We start from the raw sequence: 21,157 nt of genomic DNA, 5'->3' as shown, positions 1-21,157 counted from the left end.
TTCTGCACCTCAGGAGCATGCAACACGCTGGAGCAGGCCTTGCGTACGTCAGGGTTCCGCAGCAGAACTAAACCATCGGTGAGCACGATCCCGAGAGGAACGAGTGCGGTTCCATCGAGCGCCCGCCGGCGAGCGTGGACGCCCTCTGTTGAGGTATGAAGGTCGGCTCGATCAACTCGATCCCGGCCTCTGAATTCTGAGATCGTCACGCCGGGAATCGACCGCGCGTGGTTCTGAGAAAGGCTCTTTGCGTTCCTGCGCGAACACGCCGACCAGGTCGTGCTGCACAAGCTGCGCGCTGGGCGCCAGCTCACCGATCTCGACCTTCAGGCGCTGGCCGCCAGCTCACCGATCTCGACCTTCAGGAGCTGGAACGCATTCTCACCGAGTCGGGAGGTTTCACTCCGGCAGAGCTGGCGGGCGGAGCCGAGGAGGCACACGGTCTCGGTCTGCTGATCCGCTCGGTGGTGGGCATGGAGCGTAGCGCTGTCGCTGTCGCTGTCGCTGTCGCAGCCGCCCGTCGCAGCCGCCCGTCGCAGCCGCCCGTTGCAGCGACCGCCGCAGTGGCGTCCTAAGGCAGGGATCGGACTTCAAGAATTTCGATGGCTTCTCGTATGGAGTGACAAAAGGCGGGCAGGTTGGGGAAGTTTCTGCGGCCGACGATACTCGCACACCAGTGTCGCGCCAGCTGTGTCCTGTCTCCACAGGAAGCTCAGTGGGATCCTTGAAATTGCGGAGGCACAAAAAGCAGGCGCGGTATGAATGATTAAAGTCGTGATTACCTTGAGAACTGACAGGTGCTGAGGATCCCCGCGGGTGCGGAGCCCACCGGTCCAATGCACGCCAGCAGCCTGGGAGGCTGTGGATGAACCATGGTGCTAAAGCAGGAAGGCTTTTGCGGGGTGTTTTGTCCGAACTAGGTGGCAGAAGTCCGACTTAGCGTGGCACGTGGCGAGTGTGCCCCCAGGCAGATTCGAACTGCCGCCCCTGCCTCCGGAGGGCAGTGCTCTATCCCCTGAGCTATGGGGGCCAGGGTGGTTCAAGGTTAGCATCATGGGCCGGTTGCGATGAGCCATCCGGGCCGGGCTGCCAGCATCCGCTACCCGAGATGCGCGAGAATCACCGAGAGGAGACCCGCGGCGTCTCCGGGCTCACCGAACACCGGGGTGCTCAGGGTGATCCAATAGGTGCCGATGAACACCTGCGCCTGGCCGCTGCCACCGGAGTAGGTGAAGAACCCGTCCACCGTTGGCGGGGTGCCGTAGGTCGGCACGGCCTGGCTATCGGCATCTGCTTGCTGCTTGAGCGTGGTCATCAACACATCGTTGGGGGCCACGACCGAGACCTCGATGAGCTCGCCGCTGGTCTGGTTCGACCAGCCGCAGGTCAGCCCGTTGTAGGTTGCGGCGGTCGCGGCCAGGCCGTCAGCGGTCGGCGAATAATCCGGGGCAGAGCCGTAGTTCGGGTTGAAATCGTAGACATCCTGCAGGGTGAGAAGGTCACCACAGATCTGCGTGATCGGAGAGCCGGTCGCTTCCGGTGTCGGGGTCGGAGACGACGACGGTGGCTCAGCGCTCGTCGTCGGGTCAGCGGATGCCCCGCTCGTCGCGACCGCAGAATTCGTCGGCGTCGGTTCGCCTCCTGCGCTGCAGCCGGCCAAAAGGAGGGCAAACAGTGCTCCGCCGGCAAGCATCAGCCCGGCACGGCGGCGCGTGGACGCTCCGCCGGTGCGTGCAGCGGTACGAGCAAAAGAGGGGTAGACGCGTGTATCAGTCACGCGTCGACCTTACCAACAGGACGGGCCGGTACGATTATGCAGTGACTCCCGCCGAACTCTCCCAGTCCCTTTTCAACCTCATCCAGAGCGTCAGCGAACGCCGACGCGAGGCTGACACGGCAGGGGTAGACCTTGGACTCACCCTGGCCGACGTGGCTGTCGAACGACCACGCAACCGCGACCACGGCGATTGGGCCTCAAGCATCGCGCTGAAGATCGCCAAACCTCTCGGCACCAACCCGCGTGAAATCGCGGCCGAATTAGCTGCCGGTCTCGAACAGCTGGCGGATGTCTCATCCGTCGAAATCGCCGGCCCTGGCTTCATCAACATTCGTCTCGAAGCTGCGGCGGCCGGTGCGCTCGCCAAAACCATCGTCGACCAGGGAGCGGTCTACGGCACCGGCCACCTGTATGACGGTCTCAAAATCAACCTCGAATTCGTTTCGGCCAACCCCACCGGACCCATCCACATGGGCGGCGTGCGCTGGGCCGCGGTCGGCGACAGCCTGGCCCGCGTGCTGGCAGCCGAAGGCGCCGACGTGACCCGTGAGTACTACTTCAACGACCACGGTTCGCAGATCGACCGCTTCGCCCGCAGCGTGCTCGCCAGCTTCCTCGGCGAACCCACCCCGGAGGACGGCTACGGCGGAGCGTACATCGGCGACATTGCCGCCAACGTACTCGCCCGGTACGACGGTGATGTCTCGACCCTTTCCCGCGATGAACAGCAGGAAGTGTTTCGTTCGATCGGCGTCGACCTGATGTTCACCGAGATCAAAGACAAACTGCACGGTTTCGGCGTCGACTTCGACGTGTACTTTCACGAGGATTCCCTGCACGAATCTGGCGCCGTCGACCGCGCCATCGATCGCCTGCGCGAACAGGGCCACATCTTCGAAGCGGACGGCGCGATCTGGCTGCGCACGACCACCTTCGGTGATGATCGTGACCGGGTGATCATCCGCTCCAATGGCGAGCCCGCCTACATCTCCGGCGACCTCGGCTACTACCTCGACAAGCGCGAACGCGGATTCGACCAGTGCCTGATCATGCTCGGTGCCGACCACCACGGCTACGTCGGCCGCATGATGGCCATGGTCTCCGCCTTCGGCGACGAGGCCGGCGTGAACCTGCAGATTCTGATCGGTCAGATGGTCAACCTGCTCAAGGACGGCGAACCGGTGCGCATGAGTAAGCGGGCCGGCACCATCGTCACCCTCGACGACCTCGTCGACGCGGTCGGTGTCGATGCCGGCCGCTACGCCCTGGTGCGCTCGAACAGCGACTCGCAGCTCGACATCGACCTCGACCTGCTGGGCAAACGCACCAACGACAACCCCGTCTTCTACGTGCAGTACGCCCACGCCCGCACCTGCTCGGTCGCCAGCAATGCTGCCGCTAGCGGCGTCGAACGCTCCGTCTTTGCCCCGGAACTGCTCGTGCACGACAGCGAATCCGCTCTGCTGGGCGTGCTGCAGGAATTTCCGCGCGTCGTCGCGCAGGCCGCGCAACTGCGGGAGCCGCACCGCGTAGCCCGCTACATCGAGGAGGTCGCCGGCTACTACCACCGCTGGTACGACAACTGCCGCGTCATTCCGCTCGGTGAAGAACCGGTCACCGACCTGCACCGCACCCGTTTGTGGCTGAACGACGCGACCGGCCAAGTGATCCGCAACGGCCTGGGCCTGCTCGGCGTCACCGCGCCGGAGCGCATGTAATCATGGCAAAAACCAAGCGTCGCGGTCTCGTTCCGCTGATCATCGTCGGCGTACTCGCGATTCTGCTGGTCGTCGCCTATTTTCTCATCGACAGCGGCGTGCGTGCGTTCGCGCAGGACCGCGCCGAAGTCGAAATCAGCAACCGGATGCCCGCTTCCGTGACCGGCGACATCACCGTCACCATCGGCGGTACCTCCGTCATTGCGCAGTTCATCGCCGGCAGCTTCGATGAGATTGAGCTGACCGCGCCGAACCTGGCGGTCGACGGAGTGCCGGCATCCGTTCACGTGATCGCCCACGATGTGTCGACGAACACCGCCAAGGCCATTGGCTCGCTCACCGCTACGCTCGACCTCGATCAGGACGCGGTCAATCAGCTGGTGCGGGCTTCCGGCACCGCGCCCGCCGACGCTGTGATGACCCTCGGCGACGGCACGGTGGCGTACACCGGCACGGTGAAGTTGTTCGAGTTCAACGTCGGCTACAGCGCCACGGCCACGGCCAGCGCCGCCGGCGACACCCTGAACTTCACTCCCACCGAAGCCACCGTGACGAGCGGTGTCGGCGACATCGACGCGACACCCCTCGTGAACCTGATCCTGCAGCAGGCACCGATCGCGGTGTGTGTTGCGAGTTATCTGCCCGTAGGAGTCGAACTGAGTGGCGTCGATATTTCGCCCGAGCGGGCACGCGTTACGCTGGAGTCAAGCACTCTAATGCTCACCGCGCAGTCGCTGACCACCCTCGGCAGCTGCGCCGGCTAATTCGAACCTCGCCACTCGCGACGGTAGAGTCGTAGTCAGGTACGCTCGCTCACCCGGGCTGACCTATTTTCCGGCTTCAGGGACCAATCCGGGTTCGCTCGCTGAGACTCCCCTTCGACTCTCGTGAGGTACCTCCCGTGACATCTGCACCGAATCCGCTGGCGCCCGACTGGTTGCGCCTTCCCTCCGACGCCAATGCGCTCGCGTCCGGTCTCTGGCCCACGTCCGCTACCCGCACCAGCACCGGCGAACTCGTCGTCGGCGGGGTTAGTGCCACGGCCCTTGCCGCCGAATTCGGCACGCCCCTCTATGTCATCGACGAAGAAGATGCCCGCGCGAGCGCCGCCGAGTTGCTCGCCGTGTTCCAGGCCGAGTTCGCCCGTATCGGCACGAGCGCCAAGGTGTATTACGCGGGGAAGGCTTTTCTCTCGACCGAGGTGGTGCGTTGGATGATCGCTGCCGGCCTCAACATCGACGTGTGCAGTGGCGGAGAACTCGCCGTCGCACTGGCCGGCGGCGCCGATCCGGCCCGGCTCGGTTTTCACGGCAATAACAAGTCACTGGCCGAGCTCGACCAAGCCACCAGGGTCGGTGTCGGCACGATCGTGATCGACAGCGAGGTTGAAATCGGTCGCGTTGCCGAAGCCGCCACCCGCAACGGCCGGGTACAGAACGTGCGCCTGCGCGTGAACAGTGGTGTGCATGCCCACACCCACAATTTTTTGGCTACCTCGCACGAAGACCAGAAATTCGGCATCGTGCTCACCGACGCTCCGAAGCTTGTCGCACGTATTCGCGCCGAGCCAGCCCTCAATTTCGTCGGCCTGCACTGCCACATCGGCTCGCAGATCTTCGGCGCCGAGGGATTCGCCGAGTCGGCCGCACGGTTGCTCGATGTGCACGCCGCACTGCTCGCCGACGGCCCGATACCCGAGCTCAACCTCGGCGGCGGCTTCGGCATTGCCTACACGAGCGCCGACGAACCCACCCCGATTCGCGAACTGGCCGTCGCCCTGGCCGACATCGTCGCCACCGAGTGCGCGCGGCTGAACATTCCGCTGCCGGTCGTCGCGTTCGAACCCGGGCGCGTCATCATCGGTCGCGCCGGCATGAGCCTCTACCGCGTCGGCACGACCAAGGCCGTCGATATCTCCGGCAACTCGCGGCTCTACGTGAGCGTCGATGGGGGAATGAGCGATAACGTGCGCCCCGCCCTCTACGGCGCCGATTATGCTGTGCGCCTAGCCGATCGTGCGTCCACCGCCCCGCCGATGCTCGTGCGCATCGCCGGCAAACATTGCGAGAGCGGCGACATCGTGGTCGATGCCGACTATCTACCCGGTGATGTCGCCCCCGGCGACCTGCTCGCTGTGCCTGCCACCGGCGCTTACTGCTGGGCGCTCTCCAATAACTACAACTTTCAGGGTCGTGCGCCCGTCATCGCCGTACTCGGCGGTACAGCCCGCGTGCTCGTGCGCGGCGAGACGATTGCCGACCTGCTCGCGCGGGACACCGGGGCGCAGCAGCCCTCCAACGGAGGACAATCGTGAAGATCGAATACCGCAATCTGCGCGTAGCCCTCCTCGGCGGTGGATCCGTCGGCGCCCAGGTCGCCCGACTGCTGCTGGAACAGGGTCCCGAGCTGGCTAACCGCGTCGGGGCCACACTCGAACTGGTCGGTATCGCGGTGCGCGATATCAACGCGGAGCGCTCTGTCGACCTGCCCCGCGAACTGTTCACGACCAACGCTGAGGAACTCATTCTCAGCGCCGACATCGTCATCGAACTGATGGGCGGCATCGAGCCGGCCCGCAGCCACATTCTGCTCGCGATCAGCAGTGGAGCGGATGTCGTCACCGCCAACAAGGCGCTCCTCGCCCTTCACGGATCCGAACTGTTCGCGGCCGCGAACCAGGTCGGCGCCCAGATCAACTACGAGGCCGCCGTCGCCGGGGCCATTCCCATCGTGCGCCCGCTGCGGGAAAGCCTCGCTGGAGACCAGATCAAGCGAATCCTTGGCATCGTCAACGGCACCACCAACTTTATTCTCGACCGGATGGACACCGAAGGGTCCAGTCTCGAAGACGCGCTGGCCGAGGCGACCGCGCTCGGTTACGCAGAGGCCGATCCAACCGCCGACATCGGGGGCTACGACGCGGCGCAGAAAGCGGCCATTCTAGCGAGTCTGGCGTTTCACACGACGGTTCCGCTGGCATCCGTCTATCGCGAGGGCATCACTTCGGTCACCTCCGCGCAGATCGAGTCGGCGCGCAAGGCCGGCTATGTCGTGAAGCTGCTGGCCATCTGTGAACGCGTCACAGACGACAATGGCGTGGACGGGGTGTCGGCACGGGTCTACCCGGCGATGGTGCCGCGCAGCCATCCGCTCGCCGCGGTTCACGGCGCGAACAATGCCGTCTTCGTCGAAGCGGAATCCGCCGGCAGCCTCATGTTCTACGGAGCTGGCGCTGGGGGAGTGGAGACGGCCTCGGCCGTGCTCGGCGACGTCGTCTCCATTGCCAGGCGTCATGTCGCCGGAGGGCCGGGAGTCGCCGCATCGAGCTACGCTACGCTGCCCGTGTTCGACATCGGCCGGGTCACCACACGCTATGCGGTCACCCTCGAGGTCACCGACGAACCCGGTGTGCTCGCGACCATTGCGAGTGTGTTCAGCAAACGCAAGGTCTCGTTGGCGCTGGTGGAACAATCCATGACACCGGCCGTGGTGGCGACGAAGAGTCGCGCAGCCCGCTCAGCCACGGCTACCCTAGTAATCGGGACCCATGACGCAACGGAGGCCGCACTCGCCGCCACCGTGCATGATCTGGCCACCAATAGTGTCGTCAGCGAAGTCGCATCCGTTTTGAGAGTTGAAGGAGTCTGATGTTTAGCCCAAGTGAGACCAGTGCCAACCTGACCAAGCCCGGCGCGATTGTCAGCCGCCAATGGCGCGGGGTGCTGAACGAATACTCCGACCGGCTGAATATCTCGGCCGCGACCCCGATCATCACTATGGGTGAGGGCGGAACACCGCTGATTCCAGCCGCAGCACTCTCTGCCCGCACCGGCGCCAAGGTCTGGATCAAGTTTGAGGGTATGAACCCGACCGGTTCGTTTAAAGACCGTGGCATGACCATGGCCATTTCCAAAGCCATGGAAGACGGCGCGAAAGCGGTCATCTGCGCGTCGACCGGCAACACCAGCGCCTCCGCTGCCGCCTATGCCGCCCACGCTGGTATCACCGCCGCAGTGCTCGTGCCGGAGGGCAAGATCGCCATGGGCAAGCTCAGCCAGGCCGTCGCGCACAACGCGCAGCTGCTGCAAGTGCAGGGCAACTTCGACGACTGCCTCGATATCGCCCGCGACCTCGCCACCAACTACCCGGTGCACCTGGTCAACTCGGTCAACCCCGATCGCATCGAGGGCCAGAAGACGGCCGCGTTCGAGGTCGTCGAGGTGCTCGGTGACGCTCCCGACTTTCAATTCGTTCCGGTCGGCAACGCCGGCAACTACACGGCCTATTTTCGTGGTTACAGCGAAGAGGTAGCGCGCGGCGCCACCACGAAGCTGCCGCGCATGTTCGGCTTCCAGGCCTCTGGCAGCGCCCCGATCGTGCTCGGCCACCGCGTTGATCACCCCGACACCATTGCGAGCGCCATCCGCATCGGCAACCCGGCGTCCTGGGACCTCGCGCTGAGCGCACGTGAGCAGAGCGACGGCTACTTCGGTGCCATAACCGACGCGAAAATTCTCGAAGCACACCGCATCCTCTCGGCGGAGGTCGGAATTTTCGTGGAACCGGCATCCGCTATCGGTGTCGCCGGCCTGCTGGAGCGTGCCGAAGCTGGATTTATTCCCCGGGGTTCGACCGTGGTCATCACCGTGACCGGCCACGGTTTGAAGGACCCGCAGTGGGCGCTGCGTACCGCCGACGGCTCCGACGTTGCACCGACCATTGTTCCGGTCGACACCGCCGAAATCGCCAGCGTGCTTGGCCTGGCTAAGGCATGAGCAGCCCGGTCTCGTTGATCGGCCGCGCAGTTTCGGTGCAGGTGCCGGCTACAACGGCCAACCTCGGCCCCGGCTTCGACACTCTCGGCTTGGCGCTGGCTAAATATGACCAGCTCGAGGTGACCGTGCGAAGCGTTCCCGGCGTATCCGTCGAGGTGCACGGTGTCGGCGCTGGTGTGGTTCCCACCGACGAGAGCAACCTTGTCGTGCGCGCCATCGCGCACGCCTTCGCCGCCGTCGGCCAGCCCATGCCCGGGCTCAACATCGTCGCGCACAACGTCATCCCGCACGGGCGTGGCTTGGGCTCATCGGGTGCCGCGATCGTGTCGGGCATCATGGCGGCGAAAGGCCTGCTCGAGGGCATCGTCGACATCGATGCCGAAATGTTGCTCGTGCTCGCCACCGAAATGGAAGGTCACCCCGACAACGTCGCGCCGGCGCTGTTCGGCGGCCTGACCATTGCCTGGACCACCCCGGAGGGGCCGCGTCACAAGAAGCTCATGGTGCATCGCGGCGTCAAGCCGCTGGTTTTCGTGCCCGAGCAGGAGATGTCGACCGCGCTTGCGCGTAGCCTGCAGCCGGCCTCGGTGCCGCACGAGGATGCCGTCTTCAACCTGTCGCGTTCCGCTCTACTCATCGCCGCGCTGATCCAGAGTCCCGAATTGTTGCTCGCTGCGACCGAGGACAAGCTGCACCAGAGCTACCGCGCAGCCGCCATGCCGGAGACGAACAAACTCATCACCCTGCTGCGCGCCGCCGGCTTCGCCGCCGTCGTGTCCGGTGCCGGGCCATCCATTCTCGTGCTGGCGAGCGACCCGGGCCAGCGCCTGGTGGCGGCCGAACTCGTTGCGAGCAAGTCCGATACCCCGTGGCGTTCCCTGATGCTGGCCGTCGACGTTCAGGGTGCTACCGTGCATCCGCTCACCGCGGAGAACGCCGCGTAACGAGCATTCTGATCGGGTCGACCTGCCGCGTGCACGTCGGCCCGACTGGTGCAGGAGTGCTATGGTTGTAGCGCACCCGATAGAAACCGCCCACGGCGACATCTTCTCCGGTGCATTCCCTGTACCTCACTGCTACTGCGATTTCGTGCGTAGCTGTGCGTGTTTACACCAATCCCCTCCACTGTCGGATTGGATCACCCGCAGCGCATTCGTCGCTGCATACATCTCTCCTGGCCTGAATTTTTGTTCGGCAGGGGAAAGGAACCCCTTTCGTGACTGATGTCAACCTCCGCGCCACCGGCTCGGATCTTCCCCGCCTGAGCACCCTTCGCGTGTCTGAGCTTCAGGCTCTGGCCCTCGAACTGAAAATCCCCGGCGCTTCCAAACTTCGTAAAGGCGAACTCGTCGCTGCAATCGAAACGGCCCAGGCCGGCACGAGCGGCGCTGCTCCGGTTGAGCCTGCACCGGTAGTCGAGCCTGCACCGGTAGTCGAGCCTGCACCGGTAGTTGAGCCTGCACCGGTTGAGCCTGCACCGGTTGAGCCTGCACCGGTTGACTCTGCTTCGGTAGTTGAGCCTGCTTCGGTCGAGGCTGATCCCGAGAGCGCACCGATCGCGAGTCTCGCTGAGGCACTCGAGACGGTTCCGCGCAAGCGTGCGCCCCGTCGTGCCAGTACCTCGACCGCCGCTCCCGCCAAGTCCCACGTCAATGCCGACGCCAGCACCGGATTCGGTATCATCCTGCCTGATGCTCCGGCAGCCGGCTCGCGGATCGCACGCAATGCCCGTGGCGCGGTGGCATCCAACGCCCTCGCTCCCGCCGTTGACGAAGCTGCAACCGCCACACCGGACACCGCCACACCGGACACCGCCACACCGGACACCGACAAGCCGGTTCGGCAGACACGCAAGCGCGTGCAGGTCTCACCCGTTCACCGCGATGACGCGGCCGCTGTCGTCGTCGACTCCTCCGATGCGCCGGCTGATGCGCCGGTCGAAGCATCCGTCGAGAATACGCCGCCCGCTCGACGTCCATCCCGGCGTGCTTCGTCGCAGCGCGCAGCCGCTGAGTCGCCCGCTGAGTCGCCCGCCGAGCCAACCGATGTCGTCGTCGAAGCTCCCGAAGCTGGCGATTTCACCGATTCAGCCGACGAGGTAAACGATCAGGCAAACGATTCCGCGGCACCCCGTCAAGGGCGAAGCCGCAGCCGGAGCCGTGGTGGTGACCGTGCGCAGGGTGCTGATCGCAACCAGGCTGACCAGAACACCCAGAACCAGAACACCCAGAACCAGAACGACCGCGGCCAGAACGACCGCAACCAGAACGGCACGAATGACGAGGGAATGACCCGGGCGCAGAGCCAGCGTCAGGCCCGAAACGAGCGCAATCAGGAACGCAACCAGGAGCGCGCCCAGGCGCAGGCCGACCGCAACCAGGGTCAGAATGACCGTGGTCAGGATCGCAACCAGGGGCAGAACGATCGTGGTCAGGACCGCAACCAGGGGCAGAACGATCGTGGTCAGGACCGCAACCAGGGTCCCGATCGGCTCGACGACGATCTGAACGGCCGCGGCAACCGCAACCGGTACCGTGACCGCAAGCGCCGCGGCCCGAACCAGGGTGACGACTTCGAACCCGAGGTCAACGACGACGACGTTCTCATTCCCGTTGCCGGCATCCTCGACGTGCTCGACAATTACGCGTTCGTGCGCACCTCAGGCTATCTGCCCGGTGCGAGCGACGTCTACGTCTCGCTCGGTCAGGTCAAAAAGTACAACCTGCGCAAGGGTGACGCCGTCGTCGGATCCATCCGCCAGCCGCACGAGGGCGACCAGTCCGGCCGCCAGAAGTACAACGCCATCGTCAAGGTCGACTCGATCAACGGCCAGACCGTTGAGGAGGCCGCCACCCGCGTCGACTTCCACAAGCTCACCCCGCTGTACCCGACGGAACGCCTGCGCCTCGAAACCGAGCCGGGCAAACTCACGCAGCGCATCATCGACCTCGTCGCTCCGATCGGCAAGGGCCAGCGTGGCCTGATCGTCGCACCGCCCAAGGCCGGCAAGACCATCGTCATGCAGCAGATCGCCAACGCCATCGCCACCAACAACCCCGAGGTTCACCTCATGGTCGTTCTGGTCGATGAGCGCCCCGAAGAGGTCACCGACATGCAGCGCACGGTGAAGGGTGAGGTCATCGCCTCCACCTTCGACCGTCCTGCCGAAGACCACACCACCGTCGCCGAACTCGCCATCGAGCGTGCCAAGCGTCTGGTCGAGCTGGGCCACGATGTCGTCGTGCTGCTTGACTCGATCACCCGCCTCGGCCGCGCCTACAACCTCGTGGCCCCGGCCTCGGGTCGAATCCTGTCTGGCGGCGTCGACGCATCCGCTCTGTATCCGCCGAAGCGATTCTTCGGTGCAGCGCGCAACATCGAAAACGGTGGCTCGCTCACCATTCTCGCCTCCGCGCTCGTGGAGACCGGCTCCAAAATGGACGAGGTCATCTTCGAGGAATTCAAGGGTACGGGCAACATGGAACTGCGTCTGTCGCGCCAGCTGGCCGACAAGCGTATTTTCCCCGCCGTGGATGTGAACGCATCGGGCACCCGTCGTGAAGAAATGCTGATGAGCCCCGATGAAGTGAAGGTCACCTGGAAGCTACGTCGCGCCCTCGCCGGGCTCGAGCAGCAGCAAGCTCTCGAGCTCATCCTCGGCCGTCTCAAGGAGACGTCGTCGAACGTTGAATTCCTCATGCAGGTTCAGAAGTCGATGCCGACTCTGAACGGGTCAGACAAGGACAAGTAATGTTCGAATCCGTCCTCACGCTGCTGGCCGAGCACGACGACCTGCAGTCGCAGTTGGCGGATCCGGAGCTGCACGCGAATCCGGCCCGTTCGAAGAAGGTCAACCGGCGCTATGCCGAGTTGAGCCGCATCATTGCGGCGTATCACGAGTGGAAAGAGGTTGACGATAACCTCGAGGCCGCTCGTGAGCTCGCCGATGAAGATGCTGCCTTCGCCGAAGAAATTCCGGATCTGGTGGAACAGCTTGTCGTCACGGCTGAGAAGTTGCGACGCCTGCTGATTCCGCGTGACGAACTCGACGCCCGCGACGTGATCATGGAGATCAAGATGGGGGAGGGCGGTGCCGAATCGGCGCTGTTCGCCGCCGATCTTCTGCGCATGTACCTGCACTACGCCGAGTCGAATCGCTGGAAGACCGAGATTATCGAGCAGACCTCGAGCGACCTCGGCGGCATCAAAGATATTCAGCTCGCGATCAAGGGCAATTCGAGTGACCCGGCCGAGGGCGTGTGGGCGCACCTGAAGTATGAGGGCGGCGTGCACCGCGTGCAGCGGGTGCCGGCGACGGAGTCTCAGGGACGTATCCACACCTCTGCGGCCGGCGTCCTCGTCTTTCCCGAGGTCGACGAACCTGAAGAGGTCGAGCTGCACCCGAACGATCTCAAGATCGACGTGTATCGCTCGAGTGGCCCTGGTGGACAGTCGGTCAACACGACCGACTCGGCCGTGCGGATCACCCACCTCCCGACCGGAATCGTCGTCGCGATGCAGAACGAGAAGTCGCAGCTGCAAAACAAGGAAGCCGGCATGCGCGTTCTGCGGGCCCGGGTTCTGGCGCGCCAGCAGGAAGAGATCGATGCGGCGGCGAGCCTCGTGCGCAAGGGTCAGATTCGCACTATGGATCGTTCCGAGCGCATCCGCACATATAACTTTCCGGAGAATCGCATCGCGGACCACCGCACCGGCTACAAGGCATACAACCTCGACGCCGTCATGAACGGCGCCCTCGGCCCCGTCATCGACTCCTGCATCCACGCCGACGAGGAGACCCGTCTGGCCGAGCTCGGAGACCCCGAGTAGTACCCCACTGCACGAACTGGGCCCAGACCCAAAACGTCGGCCCAGTCTGCAAACTGGGCCGACGTTTTTGACCTGGGCCCGGTGCACTGCGAGGACTGGCGCAGACTAGAGGTAGTACTCCGGCTCGAGGTTGCCTCCGCGGGCTGATTCGACCGTTGCTGGGGTTTGCGGGCGAATCGTTGCCGGTATGCCCACTAAGAGCGACCGAGGAGGAGAATTCTTGGTCACGACGGCGTTGGACCCGATCGTGCTCCAGGCCCCGATGGTGATCGGTCCGAGCACCTTGGCGCCGGCCCCAACAGTGACGCCGTCATCGAGAAACGGATGCCGCCGCACCCCCCGCGCATGCCCGTGACGGCTCTTGCCGCCGAGCGTTACCGCGTGGTACAGCATCACGTCATCGCCGAGCACCGCCGTCTCCCCGATCACGACTCCCATACCGTGGTCGATGAACAGGCGGCGCCCGATCGTCGCGCCGGGGTGAATCTCAATCCCGGTCAGAAACCGGCTCACCTGGGACAGCAAACGGGCGGGAAGATGCAACCCGGCACGCCACAAGCGGTTCGCGACCCGATACGACCAGACCGCGTGCAACCCACTGTAGGCAAGGAATACCTCGGTGTTGCTGCGCGCGGCGGGGTCGTGGGTGCGCGCTGCCTGGATGTCTTCGCGCAGGCGCAGGAAAGGATTCATTGAGGGGCAGACGACGTCCGCTTAGTCCAGCAGGTCTTCGTACAGCACGGTCGAGATGTACCGTTCGCCAAAGCCGGGAATGATGACGACGATCGTCTTGCCCGCGTTCTCAGGCAGTTTGGCCTGCTCGAGCGCTGCCCAGACGGCGGCGCCGCCGGAGATTCCACCGAGGATGCCCTCGTCTGTGCCGAGTATGCGGGCCGTGGAGAGCGAGTCGGCCAGGGTCACATCGGTGATCGAATCGTAGATGCTGCGGTTGAGGGTTTCCGGCACGAAGTTGGCGCCGAGACCCTGAATCTTGTGCGGGCCAGGCTTGCCGCCCGTGAGAATGGGGGAGTCGATCGGCTCGACACCGACGACCTTGAGACCCGGCTTCCGCTCCTTGAGATAGCCGCCAGTGCCCGAGAGGGTACCGCCGGTACCGATGCCAGCGACGAGGATGTCGACTGCGCCCTCGGTGTCGTCCCAGATCTCGACCCCGGTGGTCGCTCGGTGAATGGCCGGGTTGGCCGGGTTCGTGAACTGGCTGGCCAGTACGGCGCCCGGCGTGTTTGCGACGATCTCGGCGGCCTTTTCGACTGCTCCGCGCATGCCATCGGCACCGGAGGTCAGTACGATCTCGGCGCCGTACGCCCGCATCATGACACGACGTTCCTTGCTCATCGTTTCGGGCATGGCCAGAATGACGGTGTAACCGCGGGCCGCGCCGACCATGGCGAGAGCGATGCCCGTGTTGCCACTGGTCGCTTCAACGATGGTCCCACCCGGCTTGAGCGAACCGTCCTTCTCCGCTGCGTTGATGATTGCAACGCCGATGCGGTCCTTCACGCTGCTGGACGGGTTGTAAAACTCGAGCTTCGCAAGCACGGTTGCACCGAGGCCGGCGGTCAAACGGTTCAGTTTGACGAGGGGAGTCCGGCCAACGGCTTCGGTGATGTCGGAGTAGATCTTGGGCACGAGGGCAACTTTCATTCGGTTTTCATTCGGTGAAATTCGGTGTGAGGGCCATCTCCAGCCTAGGTCTCTCGACCGAAAACCTATTGGTGCGTTACATTTCACTACGTGCCTTCTTCAGATTCTGCCCTGCCAGCCACCGTGACTTCCCTGCGAAACCGAGCGATCAGCCTGCTCGCCGCGGCCGGAATCACCGACGCCGAGGTTGACGCCGATCTGCTGATCGGTCACGTACTCGGCCAGAGCCGCGGCGAAGTTCAGGCTGGCAGCATCCTCAATCGACCGATCAGCCGAGTGGATGCCGCCACCATCGAGACCCTGCTGGCCCGTCGCAGCACGCGCGAACCACTGCAGCACATCACGGGGCGGGCCCCGTTCCGGTCGCTGTCGTTGAACGTGGGTCCCGGCGTCTTCGTGCCACGGCCCGAAACCGAACAGGTCGCCCAGTTCGCCATCGACGCCCTGCGGTCCATGCCCGATCCGCAGCCGATCGGTATCGACCTGGGCACCGGGAGCGGCGCGATCGCGTTGGCCCTGGCCACCGAGGTGCCCCACGCACGCATTTTCGCGATTGAGAACTCGCCGGAGGCCTTTCCCTGGACCACTCGAAATTTCGAAGAGGTGGCCGCCGAAAACGCCATCCTCACCTTCGGTGACCTCGCGGACGCCTTCGCGGAACTCGACGGCACGGTTGCCGTCGTCATCTCCAATCCGCCGTATATCCCAGCCGATGCGATTCCCCGCGACCCCGAGGTGCGTCTGTTCGACCCCGCCCACGCCCTGTTCGGCGGCCCAGACGGCCTCGATGTGGTCCGCAGCGTGTCGGCGACAGGTCTTCGGCTTCTGCGCCCCGGCGGGGTGCTCGTGATCGAGCACGGCGAGCTGCAGGGTGCGGCGATTAGGGAATTGCTGGCGATCGATGGCTGGCGCGCCCCGGCTACCCACCGCGACTACACCAGCCGAGACCGGGCCACGACAGCACTTCGACCCTGATCAATACGCGCCATGCGCCGTTACGATGGATGGCCTGCGCATCCGTTCTTCACAACTACACTGGGCTAGGATTGCCGGAAATGACACGCATATACGATTGCACGAGTGACTCGCACGCGAACGACACAGACACGAGCGAAAACTACCAGGCGCACATCGCGCTGGCTCGCACAGCCATCGGACGCGGGGCGCTCGTCGTCATCCCCACCGACACGGTCTATGGCGTTGCTGCTGACGCATTCAACGCCGAAGCAGTTCAGCTGCTCCTCGACGCAAAGGGCCGAAGCCGGCAGTCTCCGCCGCCGGTGCTCATCCCCGGCATCGCCGCCCTCGACGCCCTCGCCGTGGACGTGCCGCAGCCGGTACGCGACCTGGTCGCGGCCTTCTGGCCCGGCGGACTCACCGTTATTGTCAATGCCCAGCCCTCGCTGGTCTGGGATCTCGGCGAAACCCGGGGCACCGTGGCGCTTCGCATGCCGAGCAACCAGGTCGCGCTCGACCTGCTCGCGCAGACCGGCCCGCTCGCCGTATCCAGCGCAAACCTCAGCGGCATGGCTGCCACCATCGACGTCCAGGCCGCCGCAGCCGCGCTCGGCGAGAGCGTCGACGTGTACCTCGACGGTGGGACCGCCGGCAGCACCTATGAAAGCGTGTTTAGTCAGACCAGCGATGGGTCGTCCACGATAGTGGACGCCGCCGGTTTCGAGGTCAACGGTGGTTTTCTGCACATCGTGCGCAGCGGCGTCATTTCCCGCGAGGCGATCGCGGCCGTCGTGGGAGACGTGCTCGCGGCCGTTCCGCCTATCCCCGGTACACCGGCTGAAGTGACTGAAACGGATGCTGCGCCATCCGTCGCTGCCCCGTCCCAGAATGACAATACGGAAGACGCGCACGACGGTACGGAGGCCAGCCGGTAGCCCATGACCCTTTTTCTTCTCCTCGCGCTCGTTTCAGCGATCGTGACTTTTGTGCTGTCGATCGTGGTTTACAAGCTCAGTCACAAGTACCACCTGTACCCGAAAATTCGCGAACGCGACGTACACACCCGGCCCACTCCGCGCCTCGGCGGCATCGCCATGTTCCTCGGAATTCTCGTGGCTTTCGGTGTCGCCTATCTCATCTCGGCTCCCTTTGCCCCGCTGCGCATGGTTTTTGCCGACCCACAGCAGATTCTGGCCATCCTCGGCGCTGCCCTCCTGATCGTTCTCGTCGGCGTTGCCGACGATATTTGGGATCTCGACTGGATGACGAAGCTCGCTGGGCAATTCATTGCCGCCGGGCTCGTTGCCTGGCAAGGCGTACAGATCTATTCCCTGCCGATCGGTGGACTGACGGTCTGGAGCGGCTGGACATCGATTGTCGTCACGATCGTTGCCATTGTCGTCGTCATGAACATGATCAACTTCATCGATGGCCTCGACGGCCTCGTCACCGGCGTTGCCCTGATCGCCAACGGTGTTTTCTTTCTCTACAGCTACCTTCTCGTGCGAGATACGTCACCGACCAACTACTTCAACCTTGCCTCCCTCATCGCCGCCATCCTCGTGGGTGCCTGTGTGGGGTTCCTGCCCTTGAATTGGCATCCGGCCAAGATGTTCATGGGTGATGCCGGCGCACTCCTGGTCGGGCTGCTCATGGCCACGAGCGCGATCGCCATCACCGGCCAGATCGACCCCACCGCCATCAACCGCTCAGAACTCTTCCCAGCGTTCATCCCCATTCTGTTGCCGGTGGCGATCATGATCATTCCGCTGCTCGACTTCGGACTGGCCGTGTTCCGGCGGGTGCGGGCCGGCAAATCGCCTTTCAGCGCCGACCGAAAACACCTGCACCACCGCCTGCTCGATATGGGACACTCCCACCTGCACGCCGTATTGATCTTCTACGGGTGGACAGCAGCAGCATCTATCGGGTGCCTGCTCTATTACATTCTTCCCGTGTATTTTGCCCTCCCGACCTGGTACGCGACCATCTTCCTGATCACGTCGTTGCTGATCTGCACCATCGTCACGCTCGCCCCGCTCGGACGCCGCAAGACTCGTGAATGGGTCAGTCAGTCAGCACCGGCGCAGATAGCAGTACTGCACCAATTCGACCCGCTTGACGAGGCCGCTGCGCCCACAACAGCACTATCAGTCCCAACAACGACACGAGCGACCGCCTCCGCGGCGGCGCCTGCCGAGGAGAACGTATGACCAGCGCCACCCCACCCGTAGCTACCACGCCCACCTCGATCCCTGTGCTGCGTCGTATCCTGATCTACGGGGGATATGTCGCCCTCGCCATTGCCGTGGTGGGTTCGGTCATCGGCTACCTCATCGATGGCGGCACCGGTGTGATCAGCGCCCTGATCGGAACGCTCATGTCCGTTGCTTTCATGGGCATCACGGCCGGCAGCATTCTGCTGGCCAATCGCGTCGCCGGAAACGAATCAGCCATTGGTGCCTTTTTCGGCATCATCATGGGAGGCTGGTTGCTCAAGTTTGTGGTGTTCCTGGTATTGCTCGTGGTGTTGCAGGATCGCGAATGGATTCAACCGATGGTGCTGTTCTTCTGCATTATCGCCGGCGTTGTAGGTTCCCTCGTCGTCGACGCTGTCGTGGTGTTGAAAAGCCGGATGCCCTACGTCAGCGACGTCGCCCTGCCCCCCGCTCCGGTCGACGACTAACCCTTCGACCCATTCACCCACGGATCCTGCTCTCGATTCGGCTACGCGCCTGATCTTTGCTACAGTAAATACAATCCCACCCCGGCTTACGCATGCTTTCTAGCGTCGTAAACCTGCCCACATTCGTCGTTGCGCGAGCAGAGCTCACCGCCCCGAAACAGGAGAAAGCGCTGCTAGAAATCGCCGTAAACCTGATGGTCCCGTCTGCCACCGGCGACGGTGAATTCCACGGTCCCTCCATCAATGAGTTCTTCCCCGACGTAATATTTTTTGCCGATACTCCGTTTGAGATCAACCGCATCATCTTGATCCGCTTCCTGGCGGTCGCGGTACTGATGTTGGTCTTCTGGCTTGGTACTCGTCGCATGAAGATCATCCCGACCCGCGGCCAGAGCCTGGCCGAAATGGGTCTCGACTTCGTTCGTGTCAACATCGCCGAAGACCTGCTGGGCAAGAAAGACGGCAAACGTTTTCTGCCGCTTCTGACCACCATTTTCTTCATGGTGTTGTTCATGAACATCACGGGAATCATCCCATTCCTCAACATCGCCGGTACTTCGGTGATCGGGGTTCCGCTGCTTCTCGGTGTCATTTCCTACGGCACGTTCATTTATGCAGGTGTGAAGAAGAGTCCGGCGAAGTTCTTCCGCAACTCGCTCTTCCCGCCCGGAGTGCCGCCAGCCCTGTACATTATCGTGACGCCGATCGAATTCATCTCGACGTTCTTGGTGCGACCGGTCACCCTCACGCTTCGACTGATGATGAACATGATCGTCGGGCACCTTCTGCTCGTGCTGTTTTTCAGTGCTACCCAGTTCTTCTTCTTCACCGCGGATGGCGGGTTCAAGCTCTTCGGCGCTGGCACTCTTGTCTTCGGCTTCGCCTTCACGCTCTTCGAAGTGCTGATTGCGCTCCTCCAGGCTTACATTTTTGCCCTACTCACCGCCGTCTACATCCAGCTCGCGCTGGCTGAGGAACACTAGACACTTTAGGAATCCGGCATTCGCCGAATTCACCACTACGGAAGGAAACACACGTGGACGCAACAACCGTTCTCGCGGAAATCAGCGGAAACATCGCGACTGTCGGTTATGGCCTCGCAGCCATCGGCCCGGCAATCGGTGTTGGTATCGTCGTTGGCAAGACCATCGAGGGTGTCGCTCGTCAGCCTGAACTGGCCGGCCGCCTGCAGGTGCTGATGTACATCGGTATCGCCTTCACCGAGGCGCTCGCCTTCATCGGCATCGCCACCTACTTCATCTTCACGAACTAGTCCTCTTCACTACTTAGTTAGGAGGCATGATGCTTCACGCAGTAATTGCAGCCGCGACTGAAGAAGCGGCGAAGAACCCGCTCATTCCCGAGTGGTACGACATCATCTGGTCGGCGGTCTGCTTTGTCGTGATTTTGTTCTTCTTCTGGAAGCTTGTGCTGCCCAGAATGCAGAAGCTTCTTGACGACCGTGCAGAAGCCATCGAGGGCAACATCGCCAAGGCCGACGACGCCCAGCGCAAGGCCGAAGCTGCACTCGTGCAGTACACGGCCCAGTTGGCTGACGCCCGTGCCGAAGCCGGTGCGATTCGTGACCAGGCCCGCACTGACGGCCAGCGCATTGTCGCTGAGCACAAGGAGCAGGCTGCGGCCGAGGCCAGTCGCATCGCGGCCAGTGCCAAGACGCAGATCGAAGCCGAACGTCAGGCCGCCGTCGTGTCCCTTCGCAGCGAGGTCGGCACCCTTGCCATCGACCTCGCTTCGGGTGTCATCGGTGAAAGCCTGTCCGACGACGCGAAGGCCAGTGCCATCGTCGATCGTTTCCTGGCAGAACTCGAAGCCAGCGAAGTACCAGCTCAAGCAGCAGCTCCAGCAGCAGGAAAGATCTAGCCCATGGGAAGCGCCACCAGAGAAGCACTCGCAACGTCGAGGGCGGCACTGTCCGTTCCCGGCGGCACGACTGATCTGGCGACGGGCGAGAGCCTGTTCGGCGCCGGTCGCGTAATCGGTTCGTCGTCCCAGCTGTTGTCAGCGCTCGGTGATGCGTCAGCGGATGCTGCGGCCAAGGTCACCCTCGTGCGCGCCGTTTTCGGCGCGAGTGTGACGCCGCGGGCTCTGGACCTGCTCGCCGCCGCTGTGTCCGAACGATGGTCCAACCACGACGACTTGCTCGCCGGGATCGAAGAACTGGGCCTGCGGGCACTGGCACTGTCTGTTTCGGCCGGTGGAGCGTCACCCGCCGAAACGTCGATCGAGGGGGAACTATTCGCCTTCGGTAAGACGGTGTCCTCCGACGCTGAGCTCGAGCTGGCCCTGGCCAGCAAGCTAGGCAAGATTGACGCCAAAGCGGCCCTGGTTGAAAAACTTTTAGTCGGCAAAGTATCCGGTGAGACGCTCGCCATTGTTCGTCACCTGGTGCAGCAGCCTCGCGGCCGCCGCATTGGCGAACTGCTGCGACACGCAGCAGCCGTCGTTGCGGACGAGTCTGGCACGTCGATCGCCACGATCACGTCGGCCAGTGTTCTCACAGCCGACCAGCTCGCCCGCTTGCAGAAGAACCTTCAGTTGCGCCACGGACGGGCACTCACCACCAACTTGGTCGTTGACCCGGAACTGGTCGGTGGAGTGCGCGTACAAATCGGTGATTTGGTCATCGACGGCAGCATTGCAACCCGCTTGGCGGATCTGAGACTCCAGCTCGTTCGCTGAGTCACTTCCGTGACACCATAAACCCAGCAGTACCAGATGACTCAGGGCG

At 63.6% G+C, this 21,157-nt stretch carries 19 protein-coding genes and 1 tRNA gene; 16 read left to right on the top strand and 4 right to left on the bottom strand.

Annotated features, from left to right (window positions below; translation table 11 throughout):
* Window positions 1-958 precede the first annotated feature (958 nt).
* Window positions 959-1,030 (bottom strand) — tRNA-Arg (locus CXY74_RS08965).
* Window positions 1,031-1,099: 69 nt separating this feature from the next.
* On the bottom strand, window positions 1,100-1,777 hold the full coding sequence (locus tag CXY74_RS08960) for an iron ABC transporter ATP-binding protein (RefSeq protein WP_146070100.1): 678 nt from the start codon (window positions 1,775-1,777) through the stop codon (window positions 1,100-1,102).
* Window positions 1,778-1,818: 41 nt separating this feature from the next.
* On the opposite strand from CXY74_RS08960, the gene argS reads away from it, so the two are divergent.
* From argS to prfA, 8 genes are all read left to right on the top strand, one after another.
* Window positions 1,819-3,495 (top strand): arginine--tRNA ligase, encoded by a 1,677-nt coding sequence (argS, locus tag CXY74_RS08955; protein WP_104200109.1) that lies wholly within the window; start codon window positions 1,819-1,821, stop codon window positions 3,493-3,495.
* A gap of 2 nt (window positions 3,496-3,497) precedes the next feature.
* Complete coding sequence (locus CXY74_RS08950; protein ID WP_104200108.1) at window positions 3,498-4,259, top strand: DUF2993 domain-containing protein; 762 nt, start codon at window positions 3,498-3,500, stop codon at window positions 4,257-4,259.
* Window positions 4,260-4,396: 137 nt separating this feature from the next.
* The gene (gene lysA / locus CXY74_RS08945; protein ID WP_104200107.1) at window positions 4,397-5,809 is read left to right on the top strand and encodes a diaminopimelate decarboxylase; all 1,413 of its coding nucleotides are present in this window, start codon (window positions 4,397-4,399) and stop codon (window positions 5,807-5,809) included.
* Window positions 5,806-7,143 carry a homoserine dehydrogenase gene (locus CXY74_RS08940; RefSeq protein WP_233193297.1) on the top strand — a complete coding sequence of 446 codons (1,338 nt, stop codon included), beginning with the start codon at window positions 5,806-5,808 and terminating at the stop codon, window positions 7,141-7,143. Before lysA ends, CXY74_RS08940 begins: the two co-directional genes overlap by 4 nt.
* Window positions 7,143-8,270 (top strand): threonine synthase, encoded by a 1,128-nt coding sequence (gene thrC / locus CXY74_RS08935; protein WP_104197099.1) that lies wholly within the window; start codon window positions 7,143-7,145, stop codon window positions 8,268-8,270. The genes CXY74_RS08940 and thrC overlap by 1 nt, the downstream gene beginning before the upstream one ends.
* Complete coding sequence (thrB, locus tag CXY74_RS08930) at window positions 8,267-9,214, top strand: homoserine kinase (RefSeq protein ID WP_104197098.1); 948 nt, start codon at window positions 8,267-8,269, stop codon at window positions 9,212-9,214. Before thrC ends, thrB begins: the two co-directional genes overlap by 4 nt.
* 272 nt (window positions 9,215-9,486) lie before the next feature.
* On the top strand, window positions 9,487-12,021 hold the full coding sequence (gene rho / locus CXY74_RS08925) for a transcription termination factor Rho (protein WP_104200106.1): 2,535 nt from the start codon (window positions 9,487-9,489) through the stop codon (window positions 12,019-12,021).
* A complete protein-coding gene (gene prfA / locus CXY74_RS08920) occupies window positions 12,021-13,100 on the top strand; it encodes a peptide chain release factor 1 (protein WP_104200105.1) in 1,080 nt (359 codons plus the stop codon). Before rho ends, prfA begins: the two co-directional genes overlap by 1 nt.
* Before the next feature lie 105 nt (window positions 13,101-13,205).
* Here prfA and epsC read toward each other — a convergent pair whose 3' ends face one another.
* Window positions 13,206-13,793 carry a serine O-acetyltransferase EpsC gene (epsC, locus tag CXY74_RS08915; protein ID WP_104200104.1) on the bottom strand — a complete coding sequence of 196 codons (588 nt, stop codon included), beginning with the start codon at window positions 13,791-13,793 and terminating at the stop codon, window positions 13,206-13,208.
* Window positions 13,794-13,814: 21 nt separating this feature from the next.
* The gene (gene cysK / locus CXY74_RS08910) at window positions 13,815-14,765 is read right to left on the bottom strand and encodes a cysteine synthase A (protein WP_199183181.1); all 951 of its coding nucleotides are present in this window, start codon (window positions 14,763-14,765) and stop codon (window positions 13,815-13,817) included.
* A gap of 90 nt (window positions 14,766-14,855) precedes the next feature.
* Between cysK and prmC the strand changes: the two genes are divergently transcribed.
* The 8 genes from prmC (at window position 14,856) to CXY74_RS08870 (ending at window position 21,108) form a co-directional block, all read left to right on the top strand.
* Window positions 14,856-15,740 (top strand): peptide chain release factor N(5)-glutamine methyltransferase, encoded by an 885-nt coding sequence (gene prmC / locus CXY74_RS08905; protein WP_370446137.1) that lies wholly within the window; start codon window positions 14,856-14,858, stop codon window positions 15,738-15,740.
* 80 nt (window positions 15,741-15,820) lie between these two features.
* Entirely contained in the window at window positions 15,821-16,657 is an 837-nt protein-coding gene (locus CXY74_RS08900; RefSeq protein ID WP_104200103.1) for an L-threonylcarbamoyladenylate synthase, read from the top strand.
* Between the two features lie 3 nt (window positions 16,658-16,660).
* Window positions 16,661-17,935, top strand: coding sequence for an MraY family glycosyltransferase (locus CXY74_RS08895; RefSeq protein WP_104200102.1), 1,275 nt, complete (start codon window positions 16,661-16,663; stop codon window positions 17,933-17,935).
* Entirely contained in the window at window positions 17,932-18,408 is a 477-nt protein-coding gene (locus CXY74_RS08890) for a hypothetical protein (RefSeq protein ID WP_104200101.1), read from the top strand. Before CXY74_RS08895 ends, CXY74_RS08890 begins: the two co-directional genes overlap by 4 nt.
* Window positions 18,409-18,602: 194 nt before the next feature.
* Window positions 18,603-19,391 carry a F0F1 ATP synthase subunit A gene (atpB, locus tag CXY74_RS08885; RefSeq protein WP_233193304.1) on the top strand — a complete coding sequence of 263 codons (789 nt, stop codon included), beginning with the start codon at window positions 18,603-18,605 and terminating at the stop codon, window positions 19,389-19,391.
* 53 nt (window positions 19,392-19,444) lie between these two features.
* Window positions 19,445-19,681: an ATP synthase F0 subunit C gene (gene atpE, locus CXY74_RS08880; RefSeq protein ID WP_092448748.1), complete on the top strand. Its 237-nt coding sequence runs from the start codon at window positions 19,445-19,447 to the stop codon at window positions 19,679-19,681.
* Between the two features lie 29 nt (window positions 19,682-19,710).
* The gene (locus tag CXY74_RS08875; RefSeq protein WP_104200149.1) at window positions 19,711-20,289 is read left to right on the top strand and encodes a F0F1 ATP synthase subunit B; all 579 of its coding nucleotides are present in this window, start codon (window positions 19,711-19,713) and stop codon (window positions 20,287-20,289) included.
* Window positions 20,290-20,292: 3 nt separating this feature from the next.
* Entirely contained in the window at window positions 20,293-21,108 is an 816-nt protein-coding gene (locus CXY74_RS08870; RefSeq protein ID WP_104200099.1) for a F0F1 ATP synthase subunit delta, read from the top strand.
* Window positions 21,109-21,157: the final 49 nt, after the last annotated feature.

The sequence above is a fragment of the Cryobacterium sp. Y29 genome, assembly GCF_002929825.1.
Classification (GTDB): Bacteria; Actinomycetota; Actinomycetes; order Actinomycetales; family Microbacteriaceae; genus Cryobacterium.
This window is presented reverse-complemented; position numbering and strand designations above follow the sequence as displayed.

Excerpts from the sequence above, each read along its gene's own strand:
- atpB (WP_233193304.1), top strand. The coding sequence starts at position 18,603 with ATGGTCCCGTCTGCCACCGGCGACGGTGAATTCCACGGTCCCTCCATC.
- prfA (WP_104200105.1), top strand. The coding sequence starts at position 12,021 with ATGTTCGAATCCGTCCTCACGCTGCTGGCCGAGCACGACGACCTGCAG.
- epsC (WP_104200104.1), bottom strand. The coding sequence starts at position 13,793 with ATGAATCCTTTCCTGCGCCTGCGCGAAGACATCCAGGCAGCGCGCACC.
- CXY74_RS08895 (WP_104200102.1), top strand. The coding sequence starts at position 16,661 with ATGACCCTTTTTCTTCTCCTCGCGCTCGTTTCAGCGATCGTGACTTTT.
- CXY74_RS08875 (WP_104200149.1), top strand. The coding sequence starts at position 19,711 with ATGCTTCACGCAGTAATTGCAGCCGCGACTGAAGAAGCGGCGAAGAAC.
- CXY74_RS08870 (WP_104200099.1), top strand. The coding sequence starts at position 20,293 with ATGGGAAGCGCCACCAGAGAAGCACTCGCAACGTCGAGGGCGGCACTG.
- CXY74_RS08950 (WP_104200108.1), top strand. The coding sequence starts at position 3,498 with ATGGCAAAAACCAAGCGTCGCGGTCTCGTTCCGCTGATCATCGTCGGC.
- thrC (WP_104197099.1), top strand. The coding sequence starts at position 7,143 with ATGTTTAGCCCAAGTGAGACCAGTGCCAACCTGACCAAGCCCGGCGCG.
- CXY74_RS08890 (WP_104200101.1), top strand. The coding sequence starts at position 17,932 with ATGACCAGCGCCACCCCACCCGTAGCTACCACGCCCACCTCGATCCCT.
- cysK (WP_199183181.1), bottom strand. The coding sequence starts at position 14,765 with ATGAAAGTTGCCCTCGTGCCCAAGATCTACTCCGACATCACCGAAGCC.
- thrB (WP_104197098.1), top strand. The coding sequence starts at position 8,267 with ATGAGCAGCCCGGTCTCGTTGATCGGCCGCGCAGTTTCGGTGCAGGTG.
- CXY74_RS08900 (WP_104200103.1), top strand. The coding sequence starts at position 15,821 with ATGACACGCATATACGATTGCACGAGTGACTCGCACGCGAACGACACA.